Consider the following 23,354-nt stretch of genomic DNA (forward strand, 5'->3'; position numbering starts at 1 on the left):
GGCTGTGAAGGTTCCCTTCACGGCCTCGGAGTCCAGGGTTCCGGCAAAGTCGGTGTAGAGGTCCGTGAAGGGACCCTTCACGGACTCTGAGTCTGTGAAGGGTCCCTTCACAGCCCTTCACCGGGCACGAAAGCCGGGCGTTCCCGCAGCAGCGGCAGCAGTTCCGAGCCCTGCCGCCGGATCTCCGGCAGGTACGGCGTGTCCGACAGCACGAAATGCGTCACCCCGAGTTCGCGGTATTTCCGCAGCGACTTCGCCACTTCCCCGGCCGTTCCGACGAGCCAGGTCGTCGCCGCGCCGCCTCCGCCGTATTTGCCCGGGGTCGTGTACAGATTGTCGTCCAGGACTTCGCCACGGGCGGCCAGATCGAGGAGGCGTTGCTGGCCCGTGGCGGCGCGGCGGAGGGGGTCGCGGGCGAGCTTGCCGTTCGCCATCGCCGCGACCTTCGCCTCCGCGTCGGCCCACGCGTGCGCGGTCGTGTCGCGGACCACCGTCGTGATGCGGAGGCCGAACTCCAGTGGCGCGTGGCGGCGTTCCAGCCGGGTGCTCAGCTCGCGTAACCGGTCGATGCGTTCGGCGATGCCGTCGAGGGGTTCGCCCCAGAACAGCTGGACGTCGGCCTCGGTCGCGGCGACGCGTTCGGCCGCGGGGGACGCGCCGCCGAAATACAGGCGCGGGTGGCGTCGTTCGCCGCGGACCACGATGCGGGGCGTGACCGTCGAACCGGTGACGGAGAAGTGCTCACCACTGTAGGTGACGTTCTCCTCCGTCCACAAGCGACGGACGATCTGCAGGAACTCCTTGGTGCGCCCGTAACGGTGTGCCTGGTCGCCTTCGGTGTCGCCGTAGGCGGCGAGGTTGTCCGGGCCGGACACGATGTTCACCAGGACCCGCCCGCCGGTGAGGTGGTCGAGGGTGGCGGCCGCGGCGGCGAAGTTCGCGGGCCGCCAGTAGCCCGGGCGGATCGCGATGAGCGGCTGGAATCTCGTGGTCCGCGCGGCGAGCGCGGTGGCGAGGGTGAAGGTGTCCGGACGGCCCCATCCGGCGCCGAGGAGCGCGCCGTCCCAGCCGTGGTCTTCGAGGGCCAGCGCGTGACCGGTCAGCGTGGCGAGGCTGTTGTGGCCCTCGACGGTGTCGTCACCGCGGTGCCCCGGTTCGGCCTGATTCGGGATGTACCACAGGAACTGCTCGCTCACGGCAGGACTCCGATCGGTCGGGCGGGTGCGAGACCGAGACGGCCGCGCAGGGTGGGATCGTGGTACTCGGCCTGGAACAGACCGCGGTCCTGCAGGATCGGCACGACGAGCCGGGCGAAGTTCGCGAAGTCGGCCGCGGTGTCCGCGGGCATCACCGTGAACCCGTCCGCGGCGCCGGCCTCGAACCACGCCCGCAGGTCGTCCGCGACCGCGGCGGCGGACCCGGTGAGCAGCCGGTGCCCGGCGCCCCCGGCGCTGTTGCGGACCAGTTCACCGGCGGTCTGCGGGCGCTGCGCGATCAGCGCGCGGACGGCGGTGGCGAACCCGGTGGAGAACGCGCCGCCGGGCACCGCGTCCGGCAGGTCGGCGGCGGTGATCGGGTCGTCCGGGCCGAAATCCTCCGTGGACAGGCCGAGATTGCCCAGCAGCACGGCCGAGAGCCGGTCGATCGGCAACGTCGCGTGCAGCTCCCGCTCCCGGCGCCGTGCCTCGCCTTCGGTGGCCGCGGTGAGGACGACGACCCCGAGGGAAACCTTGACGTCGCCGGGATCCCGGCCCGCGCGCGCGGCCCGCCGCCGGATGTCCTCGCGGAAGGCGACCGCGCCGTCGAGGGTCTGCGCGACGGTGAACACGACGTCGGCGAACCGGGCGGCGAGGTCCCGGCCGTCCTCGGAGCCGCCCGCCTGCACGATCACCGGCCGCCCCTGGGGACCGGCGCCGACCGGCAGCGGGCCGGCGACGGAGAAGAACTCGCCGTGGTGGTCGATCCGGTGGATCCGCGCGGGATCGGCGTAACGGCCGGTGGTCTTGTCCGCGACGACGGCACCGGGTTCCCAGCCGTCCCACAGCCGGGTGACCACGTCGAGGAATTCGTGCGCCCGCCGGTACCGGTCCGCCTTGGCCGGGTGTTCGGCGAGGCCGAAATTCGCCGCCGCGGCGGGGGTGCCGGTGGTGACGACGTTGACCGCCGCGCGGCCCTTCGTCACGTGATCGAGCGCCTGGAACCGGCGCGCGAAGTTGTACGGGGAGTTGTACGTTGTCGAACTGGTCGCGATCACCCCTAGGTGCGTGGTGACCGCAGCGAGATTTCCCAGCAGTACCAACGGGTCCAGCCCGGTGCCCGGTGCGTCCTCGATCTCCCCGCGCAGCGCGGGGCCGTCGCCGAGGAACACGGCGTCGATCTTCGCGGCCTCGGCGATCCGCGCGAGCCGCTGGAAGTGGTCGATGTCCAGGTATGCCAGCGGATCCGCGTGGGGGAGCCGCCACGCGTGGCGAAAGTGGCCAGGTGTCATCAGCGACAGGTTCAGGTGCATCCGGCTCACGACGGGACCGCCTCGGCCGCGGGCCGCCAGCCGAGCGCCGGGGCGAGCTGCCGTGCCGTGTCGGTCAGCAGCCGCAGGTGCTCGTCGAAGTCCGGCACGCCGGGCACGAAGCTGACCAGCAGGTCCGTGGCGTGCCGCAGCGCCGGATCACGGGTCAGCTCGGCTGCCAGGTCGTCCGGCGGCCCGATCAGCGCGTGGTCGGCGGCGAGGTAGTCGTCGACGCCGAGCGCCGTCGCGTCCCGCCGGTGCGACTGCCAGCTCTGCCACCGCCGCACGCCCGGGGTGACCAGTTCGCGCGCGACCGCGCGGTCCGGGTGCGGGTAGACCGCGCGCGAGACCTGCACGCGAGGCGCACGGTCCGGCTCGGTCCACGCTTCGCGGTACGTGGCGATCCACTCGGCTTGCGCGCGCTGGGCCTCGGCCACGGTCGAGCCGCTCCACGCGGTCGCGCGGGACAGTTGCAGCCCGTCCCCGGCCCGTGCGGCGGCGGCTGCAGCACGGTGCGCGTGGTCCGGGGCGCTCGTGGTCGCCTGCCACAACCGGTGCCGCACGCCCGTGCCCGGTGGGTGCAGCACCTCGCCGGAGTCGTTGAGCGCCTTGCCTTCCAGCACCTCGTGCAGACGCGCTACGGACGCGTCGAACAGCGTGTGCCGATCGCCCAGGTCCTGCCCGAACGCCTCCCACGCCCCGGGGAACGGTCCCGACCCGACGCCCAGTTCGAGCCGCCCCGCGCTGAGCGCGTCGAGCGTGGCCGCGTCTTCGGCGACCCGTAGCGGATCCTCCAGCGGCAGCACGAGCACGCCGGTGCCGAGGCCGATCCGGTCCGTGTGCTGCGCTATCGCGGCGAGCACCACCAGGGGAGCCGACACGTGCTCCTTGCCCTGCCGGAAGTGCCGCTGGATCACCCAGCCGGAGTCGTAGCCCAGCTCCTCCGCGGCCGTGAACAGCGCCACCGCCTGCCGGTATGCCCGCGCGGGCGGCACGTCGGTGTCCAGGTGCAGCAGGAAGTTCAGCCGGAACGGGCGCCCGTCCCCCAGCCCGGCGCCGATCGGCGCGGTCACAGCTTCAGCCCCGTGCCGTGCACGCCGTGCTCGTCGATCAAGGCCAGCTCCTCGCCGGTCAGCGGCGCGAAGTCCAGTGCCCGCAGGTTGTGGTCGAGCTGCCCGGTGCTGCTCGCGCCGATGAGCGCGGACGTCACCTCCGGCCGGCGCAGCACCCACTGCAGCGCCAGCTGCGCGAGCGACTGCCCGCGTTCCCCGGCCAGCTTGTTCAGCGCGGCCGCACGCTCACGGTAGGTGGCGTCGATGACGTCGGGGGAGAGGAACGCGCTCGCCTGCGCCCGGGCTCCCTCGGGAATGTCGGCCAGGTACTTGTCGGTCAGCAGGCCCTGCGCGAGCGGCGAGTAGACGATCACGCCGAAACCCTCCTCGGCGGCCAGCTCCAGCAGGCCGTTGCGCTCGGGACGGCGGTCGAAGATCGAGTACCGCGGCTGGTGCAGCAGCAGCGGCACGCCCGCCTCGCGCAGCAGCGTCGCGACCTCACCCGCCCGGTCGGGCAGGTAGTTCGAGATCCCGGCGTACAGCGCCTTGCCCTGCTGTACCGCGCTCACCAGTGCGCCGACCGTCTCTTCGAGGGGTGTGCTCAGGTCCGGGCTGTGGCTGTAGAACACATCGACATAGTCTGTGCCGAGATCGCGCAGGCTGTGGTCCAGTGACGCCAGCAGCGACTTCCGCGACGCGCCCTTCTGGTACGGGCTCGCGCCGATCGGATTGCCCGCCTTGGTGGAGAGGATCAGCTCGTCCCGGTGCGGCGCGAGGTCGCGCGCCAGCACCCGGCCGAAGAACTTCTGCGCACCACGCGGGGGCGGGCCGTAGCGGTCGGCGTTGTCGAAGTGCGTGATGCCGAGGTCGAACGCGTGCAGCACGATCTCGCGGCGCTTCTCGTAGCTGTGGTCCGGGCCGAACTTCTGCCACAGCCCGAAGGAGAACGCGGGCAGGTCGAGCCCGGACCGGCCGGCGCGACGGTAGGGCAGGTGTTCGTAGCGGTCCGCGGCGGGCGTGTGGAGGGGGGTGCTCACGGGGGTTTCCTTTCCGGTCAAGGGTTACGGCGCGCGGCGGGCTGCAGGGCGGGCGTGTCCTGCCCGGTGTCCCGTTCGAGGAACTGGGTGCCGGGGTCGACGATCTCGTCGATCCGGTCGAGAACTTCGGTGCCCAGTTCGGTGGTCGCGGCCTTGAGATAGGCATCGAGGTGCTCTTGGGTGCGCGGGCCGATGATGACGCTGCTCACCGCGGGGTGACTCAGCGCGAACCCGACCGAAAGGTCCACAAGGGACAGACCGTGCGCCTCGGCGAGCCCGGCGAGGGCGTCCGCGGCGACGAGCTTGCGGTGGTTGCGGTCCAGGCCCACATCGAACCGCCCGGGCACGAGATCGGCGCGGGCGGACTCCGGCTGCCCTCCGCCGAGACGGTACTTCCCGGACAGCCATCCGGCGGCCAGCGGCCCGTAACTCAGCACACCGATGCCGTACTTCCGCGCCACGGGCAGCACCTCGCGTTCCGCGCCGCGCACGAGCGGCGAGTACGGCAGCTGCTCGGTGTGCGGTGCGATGAGGCCGTGTTTTTCGGCCAGCCACTGGGCTTCCACGAGCCGGTGCGCGGGGAAGGCCGACGTGCCGTAGTAGCGGATCTTGCCCTGGCGCACCAGATCGCTCAACGTCTGCAGGGTCTCCAGCAGGTCGGTGCGCGGATCCGGCCGGTGCGCCTGGTAGAGGTCCAGGTGGTCGGTGCCGAGCCGGCGCAGGCTGTCCTCGGCGGCACGCAGGATCCAGTACCGCGAGCTGCCCGCGTGGCGCGGGTCGTCGCCGAGGCGGCCGTGGAACTTCGTCGCGACGAACACTTCGTCACGGCGGCCGCGCAGCGCCCTACCGACGATCTCCTCGCTGCGGCCCTGGCCGTAGACGTCGGCGGTGTCGAGCGACGTGACGCCGGCGTCCAGCGCCGCGTGGATGATCCGGATGCTCTCGTCTTCTTCTTGCCAGCGGCCGAAATTCATCGTGCCGAGGGTCAGCGGGGTGATCGGCACGCCGGTGCGGCCGAGCACCCGCCCCGAGTCGGTGGTCATCGTGGCTCCTCGTGATCTCAGAACAGTCCGGTGGTCGGCGGGTCCTCGCCGGTCAGGTGGAACGCCCCGGCCACCGCGGCCTTCCACTGCCGCGGGTTGTGGTTGGCGACGGTCCGCGCGTTGCGCCAGTGCCGGTCGAAACCGAGACCGCGATCGGTCGCCGAGCCGCCGCCGACGTCGAACAGCAGCTCCGCGGCACGGAACGCCGCCTCGATCGCGATCACCCCGGTCTGCGCCACGGTCACCGCGGCTTCCGCGGCCACGGCCCGGTCACCGTCGGCCGCGGACTCCAGCACCTCCGCCGCGACCAGCACCGCGGACCGCGCCGCCTGGGCGTGCGCCCCGATCCGGCCCACGGTCTCGCGCACGTACGGGTCGTCGACGCTGTGCGTGGCCGTGCTGTGCTTGATAGGCCGTGCTTTGGCCCGGACGAACCGCACGGCATCGTCGAGCGCCGCAGCCGCGATCCCCGCCTGGACCGCCGCGAGGTACAGCTGCGCGAACGACCCGCGCCACGGGGTGGCCGGCTGCGCGTCCGGCGGGGTCAGCTCGTCGGGGCGCACCCGCACGTCGACCAGCCGGGTGGTCCCGCTGGCGGTGAGGCGCTGGCCGACCGCGTCGAAGTCGTCGAGCCGGTGCACGCCTTCGCGGTCGAACGGCACGGTGAAGCCGACCACGGTCCCGTCCTCGCCGGTGGCTGAAGTGCTGAACCACGTCGCGTACAGGCCACCGGTCGAGTAGAACTTCTCGCCGTTGACCACGTATTCGTCCCCGTCGCGGCGGATTGTCGCGTGCACCGAGCCGCTGGCGCCGCCGGTGCGTTCGTTGCCGCTGCCCGCGAACAGGTCGCCCTCGCGCAGCCGTTGCAGAACCCGCTCGCGGTGCGGGAAGTCCGGCCGACGCGCCCGTTCGGCGATCAGGAACGTCGGCCGCAATGCCTGCGCCACATTGGAATCCGCGCGCGCGAGCGCCACGATCAGCTCGGCGACCTCGCGCAGCGAGCCGCCCGCACCACCGTCGGCGGCCGCGATCCCGAGCAGCCCGATCCGGTGCCCGGCCAGGTCGCGGACGTCGTCGAAGGCGTAGGTGCGGGTCCGCTCCCGCTCCGCCGCAGCGGCGGCGAGCCGGGCGAGTACCGGCGCGATGGCCTCCCGGATCCCGGCCACGGAGTAGCCGGCGGAGATCAGCTCGGCGGTCACGCGGGCACCAGCCCGAAGCCCGCGCGCAGAGTCTCGGCGTCCGGCCGCGGCCCGGCCCAGTCCCGCAGCAGGGCCGCGGCGGCGTCCGCACCGCCTTCCGGGACCAGTTCCACGCCGTCCAGCCGGTGCTCGGCGATCCAGGCGCGGGGATCGGTCCCGGGCGTGATCCGGCCCAGCAGCGCGACTTCCGCGCGAGTGCGGCCCACACGGTGCAGCGCCTCGGTCACCCTGGCGTCCGCGCCCTCGGCCTCGTCGGTCACCAGCACGTCTGCCGATGCTGCGACCGCTTCCGGTGTCAGCGCGCCGAGATCCGCTGCCACCAGCGGCCGTCCCTGCACCGACGAAGGCCCGTCGAGCGGCCCGCCGACCCGGTAGAACGCGCCCTCGTGGCCGATCGGCTCGACCAGCGCGGTATCCACCACCAGCGCGGCTTCGCGGTCGCCGATCAGCGCTTCGCGCGGGAACGACTCCCACAGCCGGGTCAGCACTTCTGCGTATTCGATCCACCGCTGTACTGGGTCGGCAGCGGTGGGATCGGGCACAGTGGCTTCGCTGACCTCGTCACCGTTCCCAGCGAGCAGCACGATCCCTGCCCGGCCGCCGGTGGCGCGGTCGAGCGACAGGATCCGGCGCGCGACGTTGTACGGCGCGTTGCCGGTCGTCGGGACTTCCGCGAGATACCCGATCCCGGGGTGTCGTCCGGCGAGGTAGGACGCGACGACGGTCGGGTCGAGCGCACCGGTGTCGGCCAGCCGGATCGCGGTGACGCCGGACTCCACCGCCAGATCCGTCAGCGCGACCGCCTCGGCCAGGGAAACTCCGTCCGCGGTGCCGACCCGCAGTGAGAGCTGGACGTGCGTACTCATCGGGCCACCACCGCCGCGCGGGCCTGGGGGATCCGCGCGGGCTCGGGGGAGGGGACGGCCAGGCCGAGGTGCTCGCGCAGCGTGGTGCCCGTGTAGTCGGTGCGGAACAGGCCGCGCCGCTGCAGCTCCGGCACCACCTGGCCGGCGAAGTCGTCGAACCCGGACGGCAGGACATCGGGCATCACGTTGAACCCGTCGGCCGCGCCCGCGCGGAACCAGGTCTCGATGTCGTCGGCGATCTGCTCCGGCGTGCCGGTCACGATCCGGTGCCCGCCCCCGCCGGAAAGGCGCTTGAGCAACGCGCCGAGCGTCGGGTTCTCGCTGTCGATGATGTGCTTGACCAAGCGGTAGAACGTTTGTGACCCGCCGGCTTCGTCCGGTGGCACCAGCAGTTCGCGCGGGATCGGCTCGTCGTCGCGCAGGCCGTCGAGGGAGATCCCCAGCTGCCCGGCGAGCCGGCCGCGGCCGTAGGCGTCGGGCAGGAGGTCGTCGAGAAGTTCCCGGCGTGCCTTGGCCTCCGCCTCGGTGCCTCCGACCACAGTGGACAGTCCGGGGAGGATCACGACCGCGTCGGGTTCCCGGCCGTGGCGGAGGGCTCCGGCGCGGATCGCGATGCGGAACGCCCGCGCCTGCTCCATGTCCTGGTCGGCGGAGAAGACCACCTCGGCCACCTTCGAGGCCAGCTCACGCCCGTCGCTTGAGCCACCCGCCTGCACGATCACGGGCCGCCCCTGCGGCGAGGCGTGGCGCGTGCGCGCCGCCCACGCCTGCACCACCTGCCCGGTGAACGCCGCCGCCCGCCGGTACCGGGTGCTGTGCTCGGGTTCCCCGGCGCGGCCGAAGTTGCGCGCCGCCGCGGACCCGGCGGTGGTCACGACGTTCCAGCCGAACCGCCCGCCGGAGATGTGGTCGAGATCGCCGAGCCGCCGGGCCAGCTCGTCCGCGTCGTTGTAGGTCGAGGACAGCGTGCCGATGAGGCCGATCCGCTCGGTCTGCGCGGCGATCCGCGCCAGGACGGTGGTGGGCTCGAAGTTGTTGCCGGTGCGGTGTTCGGCGTTGGGGTCCAGCGAGGGGCCGTCGGCGAGGAACACGGCGTCGAGCCGGGCTTGCTCGGCCTTCTTCGCGATGTCGGTGTAGTGCTCGATCCGGTACGCGGCGGTCGGGTCCGTGCCGGGGAAGCGCCACGACCCGCCGAACACGCCGGCGTTGAGGATGTTGACGTTGAGGTGCAGCTGACGGGACATCCGGTTCTCCTCAGGGTGCGGGGGCGAGGACCGCCCCGGGAACAGCGGCCAGGAGGCTGCGGGTGTAGTCGTGCCCGGGGGAACTCAGGATCCGCCCGGCGGGACCGGTCTCGACCACGGCGCCGTCCTTCATCACCGTGACGTCGTGGGCGATCAGCCGGACCACGCCGAGGTCGTGGGTGACGAACACGTAGCTCAGCCCGAATTCGGCCTGCAGATCGACGAGCAGCTGCAGGATCTGGCCCTGCGCCACCACGTCCAGCGCACTCACGGCCTCGTCGAGCACCAGCACCCGCGGGTCCGGCGCGAGGGCACGGGCGATCGCGACCCGCTGCCGCTGCCCGCCGGAGAGCTGTCCCGGCAGCCGGTCGAGGTGGCTCTCGTCGAGCGCGACCGCGTGCAGCAGCTCCACGACCCGCTTCCGCTCGTCGCCGGCCAAGCCGAAGGCGCGCAACGGTTCGGCGATCAGCCGCCGCACGGTGAAGCGCGGGTCGAGCGAGGTGAACGGGTTCTGGAACACGAACTGCAGCTCCCGCCGCGCCTCGCGCAGCTCGCGGCGGCGCAGCCCGGTCAGCACCCGGTCACCGAGGTGGGCGGTGCCCCGGTCCGCCGTGGTGAACGCGGCGAGAATGCCCGCGAGCGTCGACTTGCCCGCACCGGACTCGCCGACGATCGCGTGTGTGGTGCCCTCCCGTACCACCAGGTCCACGCCGTCGAGCGCCCGCAGCTCCCGCTGTGCGCCGCGGAGCCGGTAGGTCTTGGCCAGCCCTTCGGCGCGCATCGCGGCCGGTGCCGCTCCGGGATCAGGACGCGGCCCGGACGAGGGCTCCAGCCGCTCGCCGTGCCGGGCCGGTGCGGCGTCGAGCAGCTGCCGCGTGTACTTGTGCGCCGGGTGCTCCAGCAGCCGGTCGACGGGGCCGTCCTCGACGATCCGCCCGCCCTGCATGACCACGATCCGGTCCGCCCGGTCGAGTGCGACTCCCAGGTCGTGCGTGACCAGCAGGATGCCGATGCCCAGCTCCGTACGCAGCCGGGCGAGGTGATCCAGGATGACCTTCTGCACCGTCACGTCAAGGGCCGACGTCGGCTCGTCCGCGACGATCAGCTGTGGCTTCCCGGCCAGCGCGATCGCGATCAGCGCCCGCTGCTTCATCCCGCCGGACAGCTCGTGCGGGTACTGCCCGGCCACGCGCTCGGCGTCGTCGAGCCCGGCGTGGCGCAGGCTCTCCAGCGCCGCTTCGCGGTGCCGCGCGGCGGACTGCCTGCCCGGTGCGTTGAACCGCACCGCCTCCACGACCTGCCTGCCGATCTTCTTCGCCGGGTTGAGCGAGGTGTTCGGGTCCTGCGGCACGAACCCGACGTAGTTCCCGCGCACCAGCGCCATCCGGCGGTCGTCCCACCCGGTCACGTCGACGCCGGTGTAGGCGATCGACCCGGCCCGCACCCGCGCGCTGTCCGGCAGCAAGCCGAGCGCGCTCTGCACGACGGTCGTCTTGCCGGATCCGGACTCGCCGACCAGCGCGACGAATTCGCCGGGCTCGACGTGCAGCGTGACATCGTCCACCGCCGTGATCCGGACACGGCGCGCGGCCGGGTAGTCCACGGTGAGGCCACTGATCCGCAGCAGCGGCTCGTCGGGTTCCGCCGCGGCGGTCGCGGCCGCTTCGGCTGAGGTGAGAGTCATCGGCCGTGGTCCTTCCTGAACGAGGTGCTGATGCGGTGCGCGGCGAGCACGACCGCCGCGAGCGCGGCGCCCGGCAGCAGCGAGATCCACGGATGCACGGCCACGTAGTCCCGGCCCTCCGCCACGAGCAGACCCCACTCGGGCGTCGGCGGCGGCGCGCCGTAGCCGAGGAAACCGAGCCCGGCCACGGCGAGGATCGCGCTGCCGATCTCCAGCGCGGCGAGTGCCAGCACCGGGCTGACCGCGTTCGGCACGATGTGGCGCAGGACCACACCCCACCGCCGCACGCCGAGCCCGTATGCCGCGCGGACGTAGTCGCGGGCGGACACCGCGAGCACCTCCGCACGCATCACCCGCGCGAACGAGGCGATCGACGAGATCCCGACCGCGAGCGCGATGTTGTTCGTCGAGTAGCCGAGCACCGACACCAGGACCATGGCCAGCAGCAGGTTCGGGATCGCGAGGAACACGTCGGCCACGCGCATGATGACGGTGTCCGCCCAGCCCCCGGTGAATCCGGCGGCCAGCCCGATCAGCGAGCCGAACCCGAACCCGGTCAGGACGGCGAACAGCGTGGCGGTGAGCGTGGTGCCCGCGCCGTAGACGCTGCGGGCGAACAGGTCCCGGCCGAGCCGGTCCGTGCCGAACCAGTGCGCGGCGCCCGGCGCGGCGAACCCCGCATCGGGGTTGCCGACGATCGGGCTGTAGGCGGTGAACAGCGCCGGGAACAGCGCCCAGCCGATCGCGATCAGCACGATCACCCACGCCAGCACCAGGCTCGGCGTGCGGGCGAGGCCCGCGAGGCGGGCGAGGACGGCCGGGCGGCGCGCCCCGGGCAGGGCCGCGACGGTCATGCGATGCTCCTCTCCGCCGCCACGGCCGTGGTCCGGCCGGTGGTGAGCGCGGCCCGCAGCCGTGGATCCAGCAGCGGGTAGGCGAGGTCGACGACGAGGTTGAGCACGGCGAACGACGCGGCGACGAACACGACGATCCCTTGCACCAGCGGCAGATCCAGGGTGCTGATCGCGTTCTGCGTCATCCGGCCCAGCCCCTTGCGCGCGAACACCGTCTCCGTGATCACCGAACCGGCGACGAGGTTGCCGAACGTGACCCCGGCGATGGTGAGCGCGGGCAGGCTCGCGTTGCGGAACACCTCCCCGGTGAGGATGCGCCCGCGCGTGGCGCCCTTGGCCCGGCCCGTGGTGACATACCCCGCCCGGAACTCGGTCGCGAACGACCGCACCAGCAGTTGCGCGATCGGCCCGGCGACCGGGACGGCGAGCGTGACCAGCGGCAGCACCAGGCTCTGCCACCCGGCGTCGCCGAACGGCGGGAGCCAGCCGAGCCGGAAGGAGAACACCTGCAGCAGCAGGATTCCCGACAGGAACACCGGGATCGACACCGCCGCGGTCGGCAGCGACTCCACCAGGGTGCGCAGCCACCGCCGCCGCGCCGACGTCGCCACCACGGCGACGCCGAACGCGATCAGCACGGCGAGGACGAGCGCCCCGGCGGCGAGCAGCAGCGTGTACGGCAGCACGTCGGCGATCGACCCGCTCACCGATCGTCCGGATTGGACGGACGTGCCGAAGTCGCCGCGCAGCGCGTGCCCGAGCCGGTCGAGATACTGCACCACCACGGGCTCGCCGAACCCGTAGCCCTCAGCCACCTGTGCGCGGACCTCGGGCGGTACCGAGTTGAGCTCGGCCGGGTCGAAGAGCAGGTCCACCGGGTTGGCGGGCAGCACGAACAACAGGATGAAGGTGAGGGTGAACGCCGCCCACACGACGAACACCGCGCGCCCGAGCTTGAGCAGGACGTAGCGCAGCACCGGCTTTACTTCCCGTCGCTCTTCCACGCGTCCACGAAGTGGTTGCGCGACTGGGCGTCGAAGAGGATGCCGTGCACGTACTGCGCCTGCGCGATCACCTGTGACGGGTTGTAGACCGGGTTGACCAGCGCGTACTTGTCCACGACCAGGTCCTGCGCGGCCTTGGTGTACTGCGCCCGCTGCGCCGGGTCGAGTGTGGTCTCCAGCTTGCCGAGCGTGCTGGTGACCTCGTTCAGGTCCACGCCGGGGGACGCCTGCGACAGGTACGAGGTGTTGCCGCTCGCGGGGCTGAACTGAAGTTTGAGCACGGCGGGGTCGTTGCGCGAGCGGTTGGCGGCGGTGACGTTCCAGCTGTCCTTCGCCTTGGCCTGCTGGGCCGCGTAGTCGGGAATGGGGACCACGGTCAGCTGCAGGTCGATGCCGATCGCGCGCAGATCCTGCTGGACGGATTCGTAGGCGGGCTTGTTCGCCACGAGGTTGTTGATGCCGAGCAGCTTCACCGTCAGCTTCCGGCCGTCCCGGACGCGGATGCCGTCGGGACCTGGCGCCCAGCCTGCCTGGTCGAGCAGCCGCTTCGCCTGGTCCGGGTCGTACTTCAGCGCCGATCCGCTGTAGTCGGCGTAGCCGGGCACCGACGGTTCGAGGATCGACTTGGCGATCGAGTACGACGGGGTGAGGACGGTCTTCTCGATCGTCTGCCGGTTCCAGCCGAGCTGGATCGCCTTGCGCACCGCGAGATCGTCGGTGGGGAAGAGCGAGGCGTTGAGGGCGAAGTGGATCGCGGTACCCGAAACGCCCCGGTGGATGATCTGGAAACCCTGATCCGCCAACGGCTTCTCGTCGGTCGTGCTGACGTCGAGGGTGGCGTCGATGGCGCCCGAGACCAGCGAGCCGGTGCGGACGCTCGCCTCGGGGACGGTGTTGAACTCGACCTTGTCGAGATAGGCTTCACCGTCGTGGTGCAGCGCGGGCGGCGCCCAGTGATAGCCCTGGCGCCGGGCCAGCACGGTCTTCACCTGCGGCTCCCAGGACTCGTACACGAACGGCCCGGTGCCGATGATCTTCTTCGGGTCGGTCCGCTGCTGCGCGCTCAGCTTCAGCGTCGACAGGGAGAGAAACCCCGGCTGCGCGTTCGCCGTGAACGACGATGCCTGCAGGAAACTGGCGCTGGGCTTGGCAAAGCGCACCGTCACGGTGTGCTCGTCGACGACCTTCGTCTCCTGATACCCGGCCAGCAGCGGCGCCCCGTTGGGCAGGATGCCGAGCGCCGGATCGCCGTGCACGTACTGGTCGAAGTTGGCCTTCACGGCCTGGGCGTTGAACGGCGTGCCGTCGCTGAAGGTCACGTCGGGACGCAGATGGAAGGTGAACTCGGTGAGATCCTTGGTGTACTCCCACGACTGGGCGAGCCACGGGGTGATCGCCCCGGTCGCGGGGTCCTGCCAGGTGAGCTTGTCGGTGATGTTGTTGCCGATGAGGGATTCGGCGTAGTTCGTGCCCCACTGCGGATCGGGGCTGCGCTGGTAGTCGATGAGCGCGAATCGGAGGGTGCCACCGCGCACGGGGGTGCTCGCGCCGGCCTCGGCATCGGCACCCCCACCGCGCACCAGCGCGACCACGACGGCGGCGATCAGGACGGCCACCAGGCCGGCGGCCACCCAGGGCCATTTTCTCCGCGGGGGCACGGAATTCTCGACAACACTGCGAAGATCGGACATGTCTGCTCTCGCGTTCGGGATCGGCGGCGTCCCCGATGCCACGGGCGGGCAACGGGCACGTCGAAGCAGCGGCCCGCACCTCGCCTGCGCGGGCACGGATCCGGGGGGAAAGGGGTTCGCTCAGCGGCGACAGAACGCGCAGATCCCGCGCGGCGCCTGCCGCCGCATCCGGATCGAAGAGGACCTGCTCACGAACCGGACTATAGGTCGGGTCCGGGGCAGACCCAAGGAATCCCGGAAGCCGGGACGACCGCCCTTTTGTGCCCTGCCGCACGAGTCCGTGAAGGGCACCTTCACGGACTGCATGGCTGTGAAGGGTCCCTTCACAGCCTTGCGGGCCGGGCCTGCGTGGCGCCCGAACGTGCCGGCCGGCTCGGCCGGGTGCCGCGCAAGTGTCCGGAGTGGACACCGTGATACGCGCTTTTCAGGAGCGATGAAGGCTGTGAAGGGTCCCTTCACAGCCTCAGAGACCGTCAAGGGACCCTTCACAGCCCGGCCGGGCCTGTTGTGGCAGGTTGCCGAGCCGCCCGCGTTACCATCCACAAAGGACGAATGATCGGCTGATCGTGCCGTGCGGCTGTGCGAGAGTGGCCTCGAACCGAACCGGGCTGAACGGAAGCCGAGAACGATCAGTATCGCCGATCGGCGGGAACATTCCCGTGGTCAGCGGAACTGAACCGATTGAGTAACCGATCGAGATGGCTGAGTTCACAGTGGCGTTCGCCCCCGTGTTCACCAGGATGGAGACAGGCAGGGACCCGGCCGTCGCGCCGGGCGACGAGGAGGTTTTCGTGGCTGACGAAGAACGCGCCATCGGGGTGCTGAAGGAGGCCGTCCCGGGGGAGACCCGGGTAGCCGCGACACCTGCGACGGTGGTCCAGCTGCTCAAGCTGGGTTACCGGGTGGTGGTCGAACCCGGCGCCGGTGTGGCGGCGAGTTTTTCCGACGAGGCGTACGCCGAAGCGGGCGCGTCGATCGGGGAGGCGACCGGGGCGGATCTCGTGTTCGGGGTCAACGCGCCGACGGCTGCGCAGCTGGACGCGATGGCGCCGGGCGCGACCGTGATCAGCCTGCTGAGCCCGGCGCTGAACAAGGATCTGGTCGCGGACCTGGCGCGCCGGCCGATCACCGCGCTGGCGATGGACGCGGTGCCGCGGATCTCGCGGGCGCAGTCGCTGGACGTGCTCTCCTCGATGGCCAACATCGCCGGGTACCGGGCGGTCGTCGAGGCCGCGCACGCCTTCGGCCGGTTCTTCACCGGGCAGGTGACCGCCGCCGGGAAGGTGCCGCCGGCGAAGGTGCTGGTCGTGGGCGCGGGCGTAGCCGGGCTCGCGGCGATCGGCGCGGCCGGCTCGCTGGGTGCGGTGGTGCGCGCGACCGATCCCCGTCCGGAGGTGGCCGACCAGATCAAGTCCCTGGGCGGGGAGTACCTGTCGATCGAGGCGGCGGACGTCGCGGTGTCCTCGACCGGCTACGCCAAGGAGATGAGCGACGACTACAAGGCGCGCGAGGCCCAGCTCTACGTCGACCAAAGCCGCGAGACCGACATCATCATCACGACCGCGCTGATCCCCGGCCGCCCGGCGCCGCGGATCATCACCGCCGAGATGGTCGCCTCGATGCGGGCGGGCAGCGTGATCGTCGACATGGCCGCGGCGAACGGCGGAAACGTCGAGGGTTCGGTGGCCGGGCAGGTGGTCACGACCGGCAACGGCGTGACGATCATCGGCTACACCGACCTCGCCGGACGGCTGCCGGCCCAGGCGTCCCAGCTCTATGGCACGAACCTGGTGAATCTCATGAAGCTGGTGACACCGGAGAAGAACGGCGCCCCGGTGTTCGATCTCGAAGACGTCGTCATCCGGTCGATGACGGTCGTGCGCGACGGGGAACTGCTGTGGCCGCCACCGCCGGCGCAGGTTTCGGCGGCGCCGAAGGCGGCCGAGCCGGCGGCGGCAGCCGAGCCGGAGCCGAAGAAGACGGTGCCGGCCGCGGCCCGGATCGGGCTGATCGGGGTGGCGGGAGTGCTGCTGTTCCTGCTGGTCGCCGCTTCACCCGCGGCGTTGCAGGGGCACCTAACGGTGTTCGCGCTGGCCGTGGTGATCGGGTTCTACGTGATCGGGCACGTGCACCACGCGCTGCACACACCGTTGATGTCGGTGACGAACGCGATTTCGGGAATCATCGTGGTCGGTGCCCTGGTGCAGGTGGGCCACGGCAACCCGGTGGTGACCTGGCTGTCGGCCGCGGCGATCCTGCTCGCGGCGATCAACGTCTTCGGCGGATTCGCTGTCACGCGGCGAATGCTGGCCATGTTCTCCCCCAGCTGAATCCGCCTGAACAGGAAGTTCGAGACTGATCATGACTCTTGAATCGATCACCCAGGCGGCCTACCTCGTGGCCGCCCTGTTGTTCATCCTGGCGCTGGCCCGCCTGTCGCGCCACGAGACAGCCAAGTCCGGCAACGGTTTCGGCATCGCCGGGATGGTCGTCGCGCTCGCCGCGACCATCGCGCTCGCCGTGGACCGGGAAATCTCCGCGCTCGGCGTCGTGCTCATGGTGGTCGCTCTGGTGCTGGGCGCCGTCGTCGGCCTGCAGCGCGCCCGCGCGGTGCAGATGACCGGCATGCCCGAACTGATCGCGCTGCTGCACTCGTTCGTGGGCCTGGCCGCCGTGCTGGTCGGCTGGAATGGTTATCAGCAGGTGGAAGCCGATCTCGGTGGTGCCGAAGCGCGATCGCTGGCGGCGGCCGGGCTCGGCGGAATCCACTCGGCGGAAGTCTTCATCGGCGTGTTCATCGGCGCGGTGACGTTCACCGGCTCGATCGTGGCGTTCCTCAAGCTGTCCGCCCGGATCAAGTCCTCGCCGCTGATGCTGCCCGGCAAGAACTTCCTCAACCTCGGCGCGCTGGTGCTGTTCGTGGCGCTGACGGTGTGGTTCGTCGCCGCCCCGCAGCTGTGGCTGCTGATCGCGGTGACCGCGCTCGCGCTGGTGCTCGGCTGGCATCTGGTGGCCTCGATCGGTGGCGGTGACATGCCGGTCGTCGTCTCGATGCTCAACAGCTACTCGGGCTGGGCGGCCGCGGCGAGCGGGTTCCTGCTGGAGAACAACCTGCTCATCGTCACCGGCGCGCTCGTCGGGTCCTCGGGTGCGTACCTGTCCTACATCATGTGCAGGGCCATGAATCGCTCGTTCATCTCGGTCATCGCGGGTGGTTTCGGCATCGAGGCCGGTCCAGCCGGCGATGTCGACTACGGAGAGCACCGCGAGGTGACCGTCGACGGCGTCGCCGAGCTGCTCGCGGACGCGAGCAGCGTGATCATCACGCCGGGTTACGGCATGGCGGTCGCGCAGGCGCAGCACGGCGTCGCCGAGCTGACCCGCCGGCTGCGCGAGCGTGGCGTCGAGGTGCGCTTCGGCATCCACCCGGTCGCCGGGCGGCTGCCCGGGCACATGAACGTGTTGCTCGCCGAGGCCAGGGTGCCCTACGACATCGTCCTGGAGATGGACGAGATCAACGACGACTTCACCGAAACCGACGTCGTGCTCGTCATCGGCGCGAACGACACGGTCAACCCCGCCGCGGCGGAGGACCCTGGCTCGCCGATCGCGGGCATGCCGGTGCTTACGGTGTGGGACGCCAAGAACGTGGTCGTGTTCAAGCGCTCGATGTCGTCGGGGTACGCGGGGGTGCAGAACCCGTTGTTCTTCCGGGAGAACTCGGCGATGTTGTTCGGCGACGCGAAGGAGCGTGTCGACGAACTGGTCGGCCAGTTGCCGTCTCGTACGCCGAGCGTGGGAGCGGCCGCCGGATCCTGAGTGGCGCCGAACTCGGTGAGTTGTGCCGCGGCGGTGGGTCGCGGTGGCGCTGGAAGCCGGGTGTCGTCTGGACCGGAGGCGGTGAGGGGAGCGGGGTTTTCCGCTCCTTCACCGCCTCTGTGCTTTCCGGACGACGAGGCGGATCGCCGTGGTCACCAGACCTGAATGAGCCATCGCTGCAGCTTGATGGCGCCGGTGTCGGAAACATCAGGATCCGGTGGGGCGTCGAAGGTAGCCCGCTTGGGACTCTTTTGATCGCTAAGATCAACAACGCCCGGTAAGCCGACAGATGACGTACCGGGGGCGTTGTCGAGTCCGTACCGCCGCGCGGCCGCCAGCCGGTCAGGAGTCAGAACCGCAGTTCGCGAATCGCACTCAACTCAATCCCGTAGCGGGTGTACACCTTGACCGTGTTTTCGCCGGTCAACTGGTGCTCGGCGTAGCCGAGCAGTCCAGCCACCCGCACTACGTCATCCTGCGTATCGGCCTCGATCTCCAGGTACGGCGGAATCTGCGGCCATTCGTCGATTTCCAGCCGCGCGCCGTCCAGCGTGAAACTGGTGCGCCGGTTCTCCTGGTATGACTTCGGCGTGAACCCCATCAGCCCCAGCAGATCGTTGGTGGCCGCGAGGTCACCGACCGCCGTCTCAATCTCATGTGTGCCGTCAATCGCGTCGCTCGTGATCTCCTTGACGCACAGCGTCGTCTCGTTGCCGGTGTCGCGCAGCCGAATCCACTTCGACCTGTCGCCCGGCACGATGTCGTAGACGTAGCGGCGCATGAGCTTCGGCTCGCCCACCTGCCCGCCGCCCTTGGCCAGGATGAGCGCGGCCGTGGCTTCCGGGTCGATGTCCAGCACTTTGGCTTCGTGCTCGATGGGCACGGAAATCACTCCTTGTCCTGGCTGTCGGTAGCAGGATACTGGCTCAGTTCAGCGGTGAGCCGGGCATGGTCAAGTGCACGGAAGCGGCGGATCTCCGCCGGCAAAGAGGACGCCAGGAAGGCATCGAGCGGGCGGCAGAGATCCATCCGCTGGATACAGATGCCCACCTGATATCGCCCTTGCTGGTCGCGGTACAGCCGCACGCCATAGAAACCCTCCTGACAGTCGGTGCCATTGTTGAACCGGCACCCAGCGCAGGTTTCCGGAAGCCGTACTGGGCGTATCTGCTTGAAGTACACCCGGCGCCCCTCCGGCAGGCGATAGGCCGTCCGGCAGCCAGAGACTCCAGCGGTGACGTAGCGGGCCTCAGCGACCGCGCCCCGCGCGGCCAAGACTTGTTCAATGGCATCAATCGAGGTTTGCCCCTCGTCAAGCGAGTTGAGCAGCCGCACGCTGAGCTGCGGCGCGTACTCGTCGAGCAGTCGGTGCACCCGGTCAATGTGGCTGGCGTCCGGCACCACCACGTTGGCGCTGGCTGTGATGCCGTGCTCGACAGCCGCTGCGATTGCGGCGCGCAAAGCGTCGAGCTTGCGGGCGGCGCGTACCGGGTTGCGGTAGCGAGTGTGCTGTACGGCGGCCAGCTCGGCCGGCGTGGTGCCGAACACCGAGAAGTTCACCCGGTCAAGCCCGGCTTCGGCACAGGCGGCCATCTGCTCGGCGCCGCGTTCGCCGTTGGACGTCATGCATACCCGGAAGCCCGCCGTGCGCGCCAGCGCCAGTAGCTTCGGCAAGCCCGCGTGCAGGGTCGGTTCGCCGCCGGTCAGGTGCAGTTCGGTCGCACCGAGCGCTTGGCGCAGGGCAACCAGCGCAGACACGTAGCCGTCGTCTGGCGCGACGGGTGCGGGCAGGAACGCTGCGCCGTTGGCGCGGGCGTAAATCGACACCCGGCCCGTACGGCCGGCCGACTGGAATGTCTCGACGGACTTGCCGACGTTGTCTGCTGCAACGGGCGTGCCCTCGTTGTGACAGAAAGTGCACGTCAGACCGCAGGCGTCGATTATCTTAATTCGTAACGTTCGGTCGATTCCTATGTGTGTCGGAATGGTATTTGCTATGGCCAATGCAAGCTCCGCGGTTCGATTTTTGGATTACCTGGAGGAATTCGGCACGGTTATCCGATCGGCGAATTCCGTCAAGATAAACGGTTCTGGTCTGAAATATTTGCGGACTTCCCGCGTTCCGGTACTTGGTTCGATGCCTTCGACGTTGCCAGGCGGCGCGCCGGAGAGCGCTCCGTGGAGTGCTTGTGTCTCTGCCTGTCATTGGTTCAACTGATGCCCGTCCACGTCACTACCCACTCGCCGTCAGTTGTGAGTGACACCGAGCGCCGAGTTTCAGCAGTGAAGTCTCAGGAGTTTCTTCTCGTTCTCCCGGAACCCGGTGCCTGCCATTCGAGTCTGGTCACCGTCGGTTCGTGTGGGAATGACCGGCTGTAGCACTTCCGCTGCACTTCCGGTGCACCGCTGCCCGCTGACGTGGTTGTATGGACGTCCGGGAAGGGGGTCGATCACATGGTGCCAGTGCGCCTCTGGACTGGCCGTGAGGCCAGGGCGCTCCGCCGTGGCTTGAGGCTGAGTGTGCGGGCGTTCGCTGACCACCTGGGGGTTGCGGCCCGCACCGTGGCCAAGTGGGAAGCACTGGGGGCTGACACGTCACCCCGGCCGGATACGCAGGCCATCTTGGATACGGCGCTGAGCCAGGCGGGCGCAGACGCCAAGCTCCGGTTCGAGCTGCTGCTCAGCGCAGGAACGACCGAACCCCTGGCGCACCACTACCGCAGTGGCCCACGCGAGTGGGACTACGAAACTTGGACAGACGACCTCGGCCGGGCGGCTGCCTGCCTCGCCCGGCAGGAGTTCAAGGTTGCGGCCAGTCTCGCTGGCCGGTGGCTGCGGCGGTTCGACCCGCATGGCCTCGACAGCCACGGGCTGTACCTGCACGCCCGGTCATTGGTGTTGCTCGGCGATTTGCGGCGTGACCAGGGCGAGATTGCCGGCGTGCGTTCAGCGCGGCAGACGTACCGAAGAGCACACCACCTATTTCGTACGTTGGACGTCCCGCGGCGGGCAGCCCAGGTTGAACTATCCCTCGCCGTCGTTGATGAAATGTCCGGCTGTCTTGAACCTGCCGCCGAGCGCTATCAAGTATTGTCCGCCGATTGTCGCCTGAGTCAGCGTGACCGTACCCGTGCCTATCTGTGGATTGGTACCGCGCTGAGCAAGGAGGGAAATAACGAACACGCAGTCCACGTAATGGCCGAAGCTGCTCGAAGGTTTGAAGAACTCGAAGAGCCGGAAGACTGGTCGGTGGCACAGCAAAAGCTGGCACTGGCTTACCGAGGCGCTGGCGATATCACAAACGCCTTACGGTATATCGGCGTCGCACTGTCGAGCCGATCGTCTGATTCGCCCATGCAGCGTGTCCGCCTGGATACCGCGCACGCGCATATCTTGCTGTCCGACCAGCAGACAGCGGACAATGGCCTGGCGATCCTAACGCAAGTCGCCCGGCTGTCGAATAAGTACGGACTTTCCCACCAGCTCCGGAGCATCGAGGGCATCCGACACGCTTTCGAGAAAACCCACTAAAGTGAACTGATAGAGGAGTAAACGCGCGGTGACCGGTGCAGACCATCTCATTACGGAGCAAGACTGGCAGGACGCGGAGGCAGTCTGGGACTACCACCGGATGGGGCACGAGCTGGCACCGTGTGAGGTGGCCATTGGGCTCGGAAGTCATGACCTCGGCGTTGCCAGCTTCTCGGCAGAGCTCTACCACGCCGGCCTGTTTCCGCTGCTGGTGTTCACAGGGGCGACCAGCCGCACGACAGTGGCACGCTTCCCACGAGGTGAAGCAGTGCATTACCGCGAACGGGCGATCGAGTTGGGTGTACCTGACGAGGCGATTCTCGTGGAGCCCCAGGCTACCAACACCGGCCACAATATCGCCTACTCCCGTGCGCTCTTGGCTGAGCACGGCCATTGCCCGAAGTCTCTATTGCTTATCTCGAAGCCGTACATGGAGCGCCGGGCGTTTGCTACCTGCCGCAAGGCATGGCCGGACGCTACTGTGGCCTGTGCCTCCGAACCGTTGAAGTTCGACGAGTACGTGCAGTCAATCGGGGACGGGAAGTTGGTCATCGACATGCTCGTCGGAGACATGCAGCGGGTGATGGAGTACCCGAGGCTAGGCTTTGCCATTGAGCAAGTGGTACCTGCCAAGGTGGTCGCGGCCTACGAACGCTTGCTTGATAACGGTTTTGATGGCCGACTCCTGACATAGTGAGATCTGGCTTACGAGAACCAAAGAACGTGTTCCATTCGCCAGTCGAATCTATTTCGGCGTCTCTCGACGCCGGCCAAACTGTATGCGGCTGATATAGGACGAGCTCAAGTGTTCGCCTGGCCGGCTTGCGTCAGCCTGTCGCGCCAGGAAGACGCGACCGCCGCTCTGGCGCCGACGCTCTCCCGTGTTCAAGGTCCCGGCCCGTGCTGCCCTCGTCCGTCGGCCGTGATCTCGGGAGGCTCGCGTCGTCCGAGGGTGCAGTCACCGCACGGGACGACCGGCCTCGGGAGGCCTGGCGGACCTCGTCGTGCTGCCGGTGCGGGCGCCCTTGCGCAGAGCTCCGCGCCGCCGCGTCCGCGCCGCTGGGACAATGCTCGACAAGGCACCGCAGGGTGTGCCTCCCGGTGTTTCCGCCCGAATATGGTCATCGCCTGGCCGAGAGGGGGCCGAGCAGAATCCACATGGTGGGCACTTTGTCGTGTGCGACTTCGCATGCGAATGTTGCCGCAGGAGGATAACCGACATGACCACTCAGGGCTCGGATCCGCTTGCCGAGGAGTGCGCAGATGATCGGTTACTCCATGAGCCGCCGCGGTTATCAGACCTGAATGAGCCATCGCTGCAGCTTGATGGCGCCGGTGTCGGAAACGTCGGGATCCGGCGGGGCGTCGAAGGTGGCCGAACGGTAGGCGCGAAGGTGGTGGGTGGTCTTGGGGGAGAGGTCGATGGTGCGGTCGGCCGGTGAGGCGGTGACCGAGCCGAGGGCAACGCAGCCGGTGCCGGTGGTGAAAGTGCCGCTGAACCGGTGCGCGAATTCTTCCGCTGTCTTGGGTGGTTCGAGGTCCCAGACCTCCAGTCGGACCGAGACGATGGCGTCGCGCTGGGTGAAGAACAGCGCTCCGGCAGGCCCGCGGGCGGCGAACGGAACGTGGTCGGCGGCATGGACGGCGGGACCGGGATTCTCCGCGTCGGCGTCGACCAAGCCGAAGTGATTGAACTCGGGGTGTAGTTCGACGGTCACGGTGCTCGGCCGGGCAGACGCGGTCATGGGGCCAGGTTATCCGGGGTCCGGAGACGTTGGCAGCCGTGCCGGAGGTCGGCGGCCGGGTTCGAAGGCGTTGGTACAG

The 23,354-nt window shown here is 69.7% G+C and carries 19 protein-coding genes; 4 read left to right on the forward strand and 15 right to left on the reverse strand.

The window, feature by feature from the left end; translation table 11 throughout:
• Window positions 1–107: 107 nt before the first annotated feature.
• The 12 genes from D5S19_RS20340 to D5S19_RS20395 are packed head-to-tail and all read right to left on the reverse strand — an operon-like array spanning window position 108 to window position 14,120.
• Window positions 108–1,196, reverse strand: a complete 1,089-nt coding sequence (locus D5S19_RS20340; RefSeq protein ID WP_120024956.1) for an LLM class flavin-dependent oxidoreductase — start codon at window positions 1,194–1,196, stop codon at window positions 108–110.
• Window positions 1,193–2,509, reverse strand: coding sequence for an NtaA/DmoA family FMN-dependent monooxygenase (locus D5S19_RS20345; protein WP_199730610.1), 1,317 nt, complete (start codon window positions 2,507–2,509; stop codon window positions 1,193–1,195). Before D5S19_RS20345 ends, D5S19_RS20340 begins: the two co-directional genes overlap by 4 nt.
• Window positions 2,510–2,514: 5 nt before the next feature.
• Window positions 2,515–3,579 (reverse strand): LLM class flavin-dependent oxidoreductase, encoded by a 1,065-nt coding sequence (locus tag D5S19_RS20350; RefSeq protein WP_120024958.1) that lies wholly within the window; start codon window positions 3,577–3,579, stop codon window positions 2,515–2,517.
• Window positions 3,576–4,595: an aldo/keto reductase gene (locus tag D5S19_RS20355; RefSeq protein WP_120024959.1), complete on the reverse strand. Its 1,020-nt coding sequence runs from the start codon at window positions 4,593–4,595 to the stop codon at window positions 3,576–3,578. Before D5S19_RS20355 ends, D5S19_RS20350 begins: the two co-directional genes overlap by 4 nt.
• 17 nt (window positions 4,596–4,612) lie before the next feature.
• Window positions 4,613–5,638: an aldo/keto reductase gene (locus D5S19_RS20360; RefSeq protein WP_120024960.1), complete on the reverse strand. Its 1,026-nt coding sequence runs from the start codon at window positions 5,636–5,638 to the stop codon at window positions 4,613–4,615.
• 17 nt (window positions 5,639–5,655) lie between these two features.
• Window positions 5,656–6,837 carry an acyl-CoA dehydrogenase family protein gene (locus tag D5S19_RS20365; protein ID WP_120024961.1) on the reverse strand — a complete coding sequence of 394 codons (1,182 nt, stop codon included), beginning with the start codon at window positions 6,835–6,837 and terminating at the stop codon, window positions 5,656–5,658.
• The gene (locus tag D5S19_RS20370; protein ID WP_120024962.1) at window positions 6,834–7,703 is read right to left on the reverse strand and encodes an LLM class flavin-dependent oxidoreductase; all 870 of its coding nucleotides are present in this window, start codon (window positions 7,701–7,703) and stop codon (window positions 6,834–6,836) included. The genes D5S19_RS20365 and D5S19_RS20370 overlap by 4 nt, the downstream gene beginning before the upstream one ends.
• The gene (locus D5S19_RS20375; RefSeq protein WP_120024963.1) at window positions 7,700–8,947 is read right to left on the reverse strand and encodes an LLM class flavin-dependent oxidoreductase; all 1,248 of its coding nucleotides are present in this window, start codon (window positions 8,945–8,947) and stop codon (window positions 7,700–7,702) included. The genes D5S19_RS20370 and D5S19_RS20375 overlap by 4 nt, the downstream gene beginning before the upstream one ends.
• A gap of 10 nt (window positions 8,948–8,957) precedes the next feature.
• A complete protein-coding gene (locus D5S19_RS20380; RefSeq protein WP_120024964.1) occupies window positions 8,958–10,631 on the reverse strand; it encodes a dipeptide ABC transporter ATP-binding protein in 1,674 nt (557 codons plus the stop codon).
• A complete protein-coding gene (locus D5S19_RS20385; RefSeq protein ID WP_120024965.1) occupies window positions 10,628–11,485 on the reverse strand; it encodes an ABC transporter permease in 858 nt (285 codons plus the stop codon). Before D5S19_RS20385 ends, D5S19_RS20380 begins: the two co-directional genes overlap by 4 nt.
• Window positions 11,482–12,489 (reverse strand): ABC transporter permease, encoded by a 1,008-nt coding sequence (locus D5S19_RS20390; protein ID WP_233574055.1) that lies wholly within the window; start codon window positions 12,487–12,489, stop codon window positions 11,482–11,484. The genes D5S19_RS20385 and D5S19_RS20390 overlap by 4 nt, the downstream gene beginning before the upstream one ends.
• Window positions 12,468–14,120 (reverse strand): ABC transporter substrate-binding protein, encoded by a 1,653-nt coding sequence (locus D5S19_RS20395; protein WP_233574056.1) that lies wholly within the window; start codon window positions 14,118–14,120, stop codon window positions 12,468–12,470. The genes D5S19_RS20390 and D5S19_RS20395 overlap by 22 nt, the downstream gene beginning before the upstream one ends.
• Window positions 14,121–14,878: 758 nt before the next feature.
• Between D5S19_RS20395 and D5S19_RS20400 the strand changes: the two genes are divergently transcribed.
• Together D5S19_RS20400 and pntB are read left to right on the forward strand one after the other, a co-directional pair.
• Window positions 14,879–16,510: a Re/Si-specific NAD(P)(+) transhydrogenase subunit alpha gene (locus tag D5S19_RS20400; RefSeq protein ID WP_233574057.1), complete on the forward strand. Its 1,632-nt coding sequence runs from the start codon at window positions 14,879–14,881 to the stop codon at window positions 16,508–16,510.
• Between the two features lie 31 nt (window positions 16,511–16,541).
• Entirely contained in the window at window positions 16,542–17,999 is a 1,458-nt protein-coding gene (gene pntB / locus D5S19_RS20405; RefSeq protein ID WP_199730603.1) for a Re/Si-specific NAD(P)(+) transhydrogenase subunit beta, read from the forward strand.
• A gap of 349 nt (window positions 18,000–18,348) precedes the next feature.
• Here pntB and D5S19_RS20410 read toward each other — a convergent pair whose 3' ends face one another.
• Window positions 18,349–18,882, reverse strand: coding sequence for a class IV adenylate cyclase (locus tag D5S19_RS20410; RefSeq protein WP_120025086.1), 534 nt, complete (start codon window positions 18,880–18,882; stop codon window positions 18,349–18,351).
• A gap of 5 nt (window positions 18,883–18,887) precedes the next feature.
• Window positions 18,888–20,003, reverse strand: a complete 1,116-nt coding sequence (locus D5S19_RS20415; RefSeq protein ID WP_233574058.1) for a radical SAM protein — start codon at window positions 20,001–20,003, stop codon at window positions 18,888–18,890.
• 516 nt (window positions 20,004–20,519) lie between these two features.
• Here D5S19_RS20415 and D5S19_RS20420 point away from each other — a divergent pair.
• Window positions 20,520–21,530, forward strand: coding sequence for a hypothetical protein (locus D5S19_RS20420; RefSeq protein WP_233574059.1), 1,011 nt, complete (start codon window positions 20,520–20,522; stop codon window positions 21,528–21,530).
• A 100-nt stretch (window positions 21,531–21,630) separates the two neighbouring features.
• The gene (locus D5S19_RS20425; RefSeq protein ID WP_120025088.1) at window positions 21,631–22,224 is read left to right on the forward strand and encodes a YdcF family protein; all 594 of its coding nucleotides are present in this window, start codon (window positions 21,631–21,633) and stop codon (window positions 22,222–22,224) included.
• A gap of 601 nt (window positions 22,225–22,825) precedes the next feature.
• On the opposite strand, the gene D5S19_RS20430 is transcribed toward D5S19_RS20425, so the two are convergent.
• Window positions 22,826–23,275, reverse strand: coding sequence for a hypothetical protein (locus tag D5S19_RS20430; RefSeq protein ID WP_120024970.1), 450 nt, complete (start codon window positions 23,273–23,275; stop codon window positions 22,826–22,828).
• Window positions 23,276–23,354 lie beyond the last annotated feature (79 nt).

Source organism: Amycolatopsis panacis, from assembly GCF_003600245.1.
Lineage (GTDB): Bacteria > Actinomycetota > Actinomycetes > Mycobacteriales > Pseudonocardiaceae > Amycolatopsis > Amycolatopsis sulphurea.

Coding starts and splice junctions, on each gene's coding strand:
- D5S19_RS20345 (WP_199730610.1), bottom strand. CDS start 2,509: ATGCACCTGAACCTGTCGCTGATGACACCTGGCCACTTTCGCCACGCG.
- D5S19_RS20360 (WP_120024960.1), bottom strand. CDS start 5,638: ATGACCACCGACTCGGGGCGGGTGCTCGGCCGCACCGGCGTGCCGATC.
- D5S19_RS20370 (WP_120024962.1), bottom strand. CDS start 7,703: ATGAGTACGCACGTCCAGCTCTCACTGCGGGTCGGCACCGCGGACGGA.
- D5S19_RS20375 (WP_120024963.1), bottom strand. CDS start 8,947: ATGTCCCGTCAGCTGCACCTCAACGTCAACATCCTCAACGCCGGCGTG.
- D5S19_RS20380 (WP_120024964.1), bottom strand. CDS start 10,631: ATGACTCTCACCTCAGCCGAAGCGGCCGCGACCGCCGCGGCGGAACCC.
- D5S19_RS20385 (WP_120024965.1), bottom strand. CDS start 11,485: ATGACCGTCGCGGCCCTGCCCGGGGCGCGCCGCCCGGCCGTCCTCGCC.
- D5S19_RS20400 (WP_233574057.1), top strand. CDS start 14,879: ATGGCTGAGTTCACAGTGGCGTTCGCCCCCGTGTTCACCAGGATGGAG.
- pntB (WP_199730603.1), top strand. CDS start 16,542: ATGACTCTTGAATCGATCACCCAGGCGGCCTACCTCGTGGCCGCCCTG.
- D5S19_RS20425 (WP_120025088.1), top strand. CDS start 21,631: ATGGGGCACGAGCTGGCACCGTGTGAGGTGGCCATTGGGCTCGGAAGT.
- D5S19_RS20430 (WP_120024970.1), bottom strand. CDS start 23,275: ATGACCGCGTCTGCCCGGCCGAGCACCGTGACCGTCGAACTACACCCC.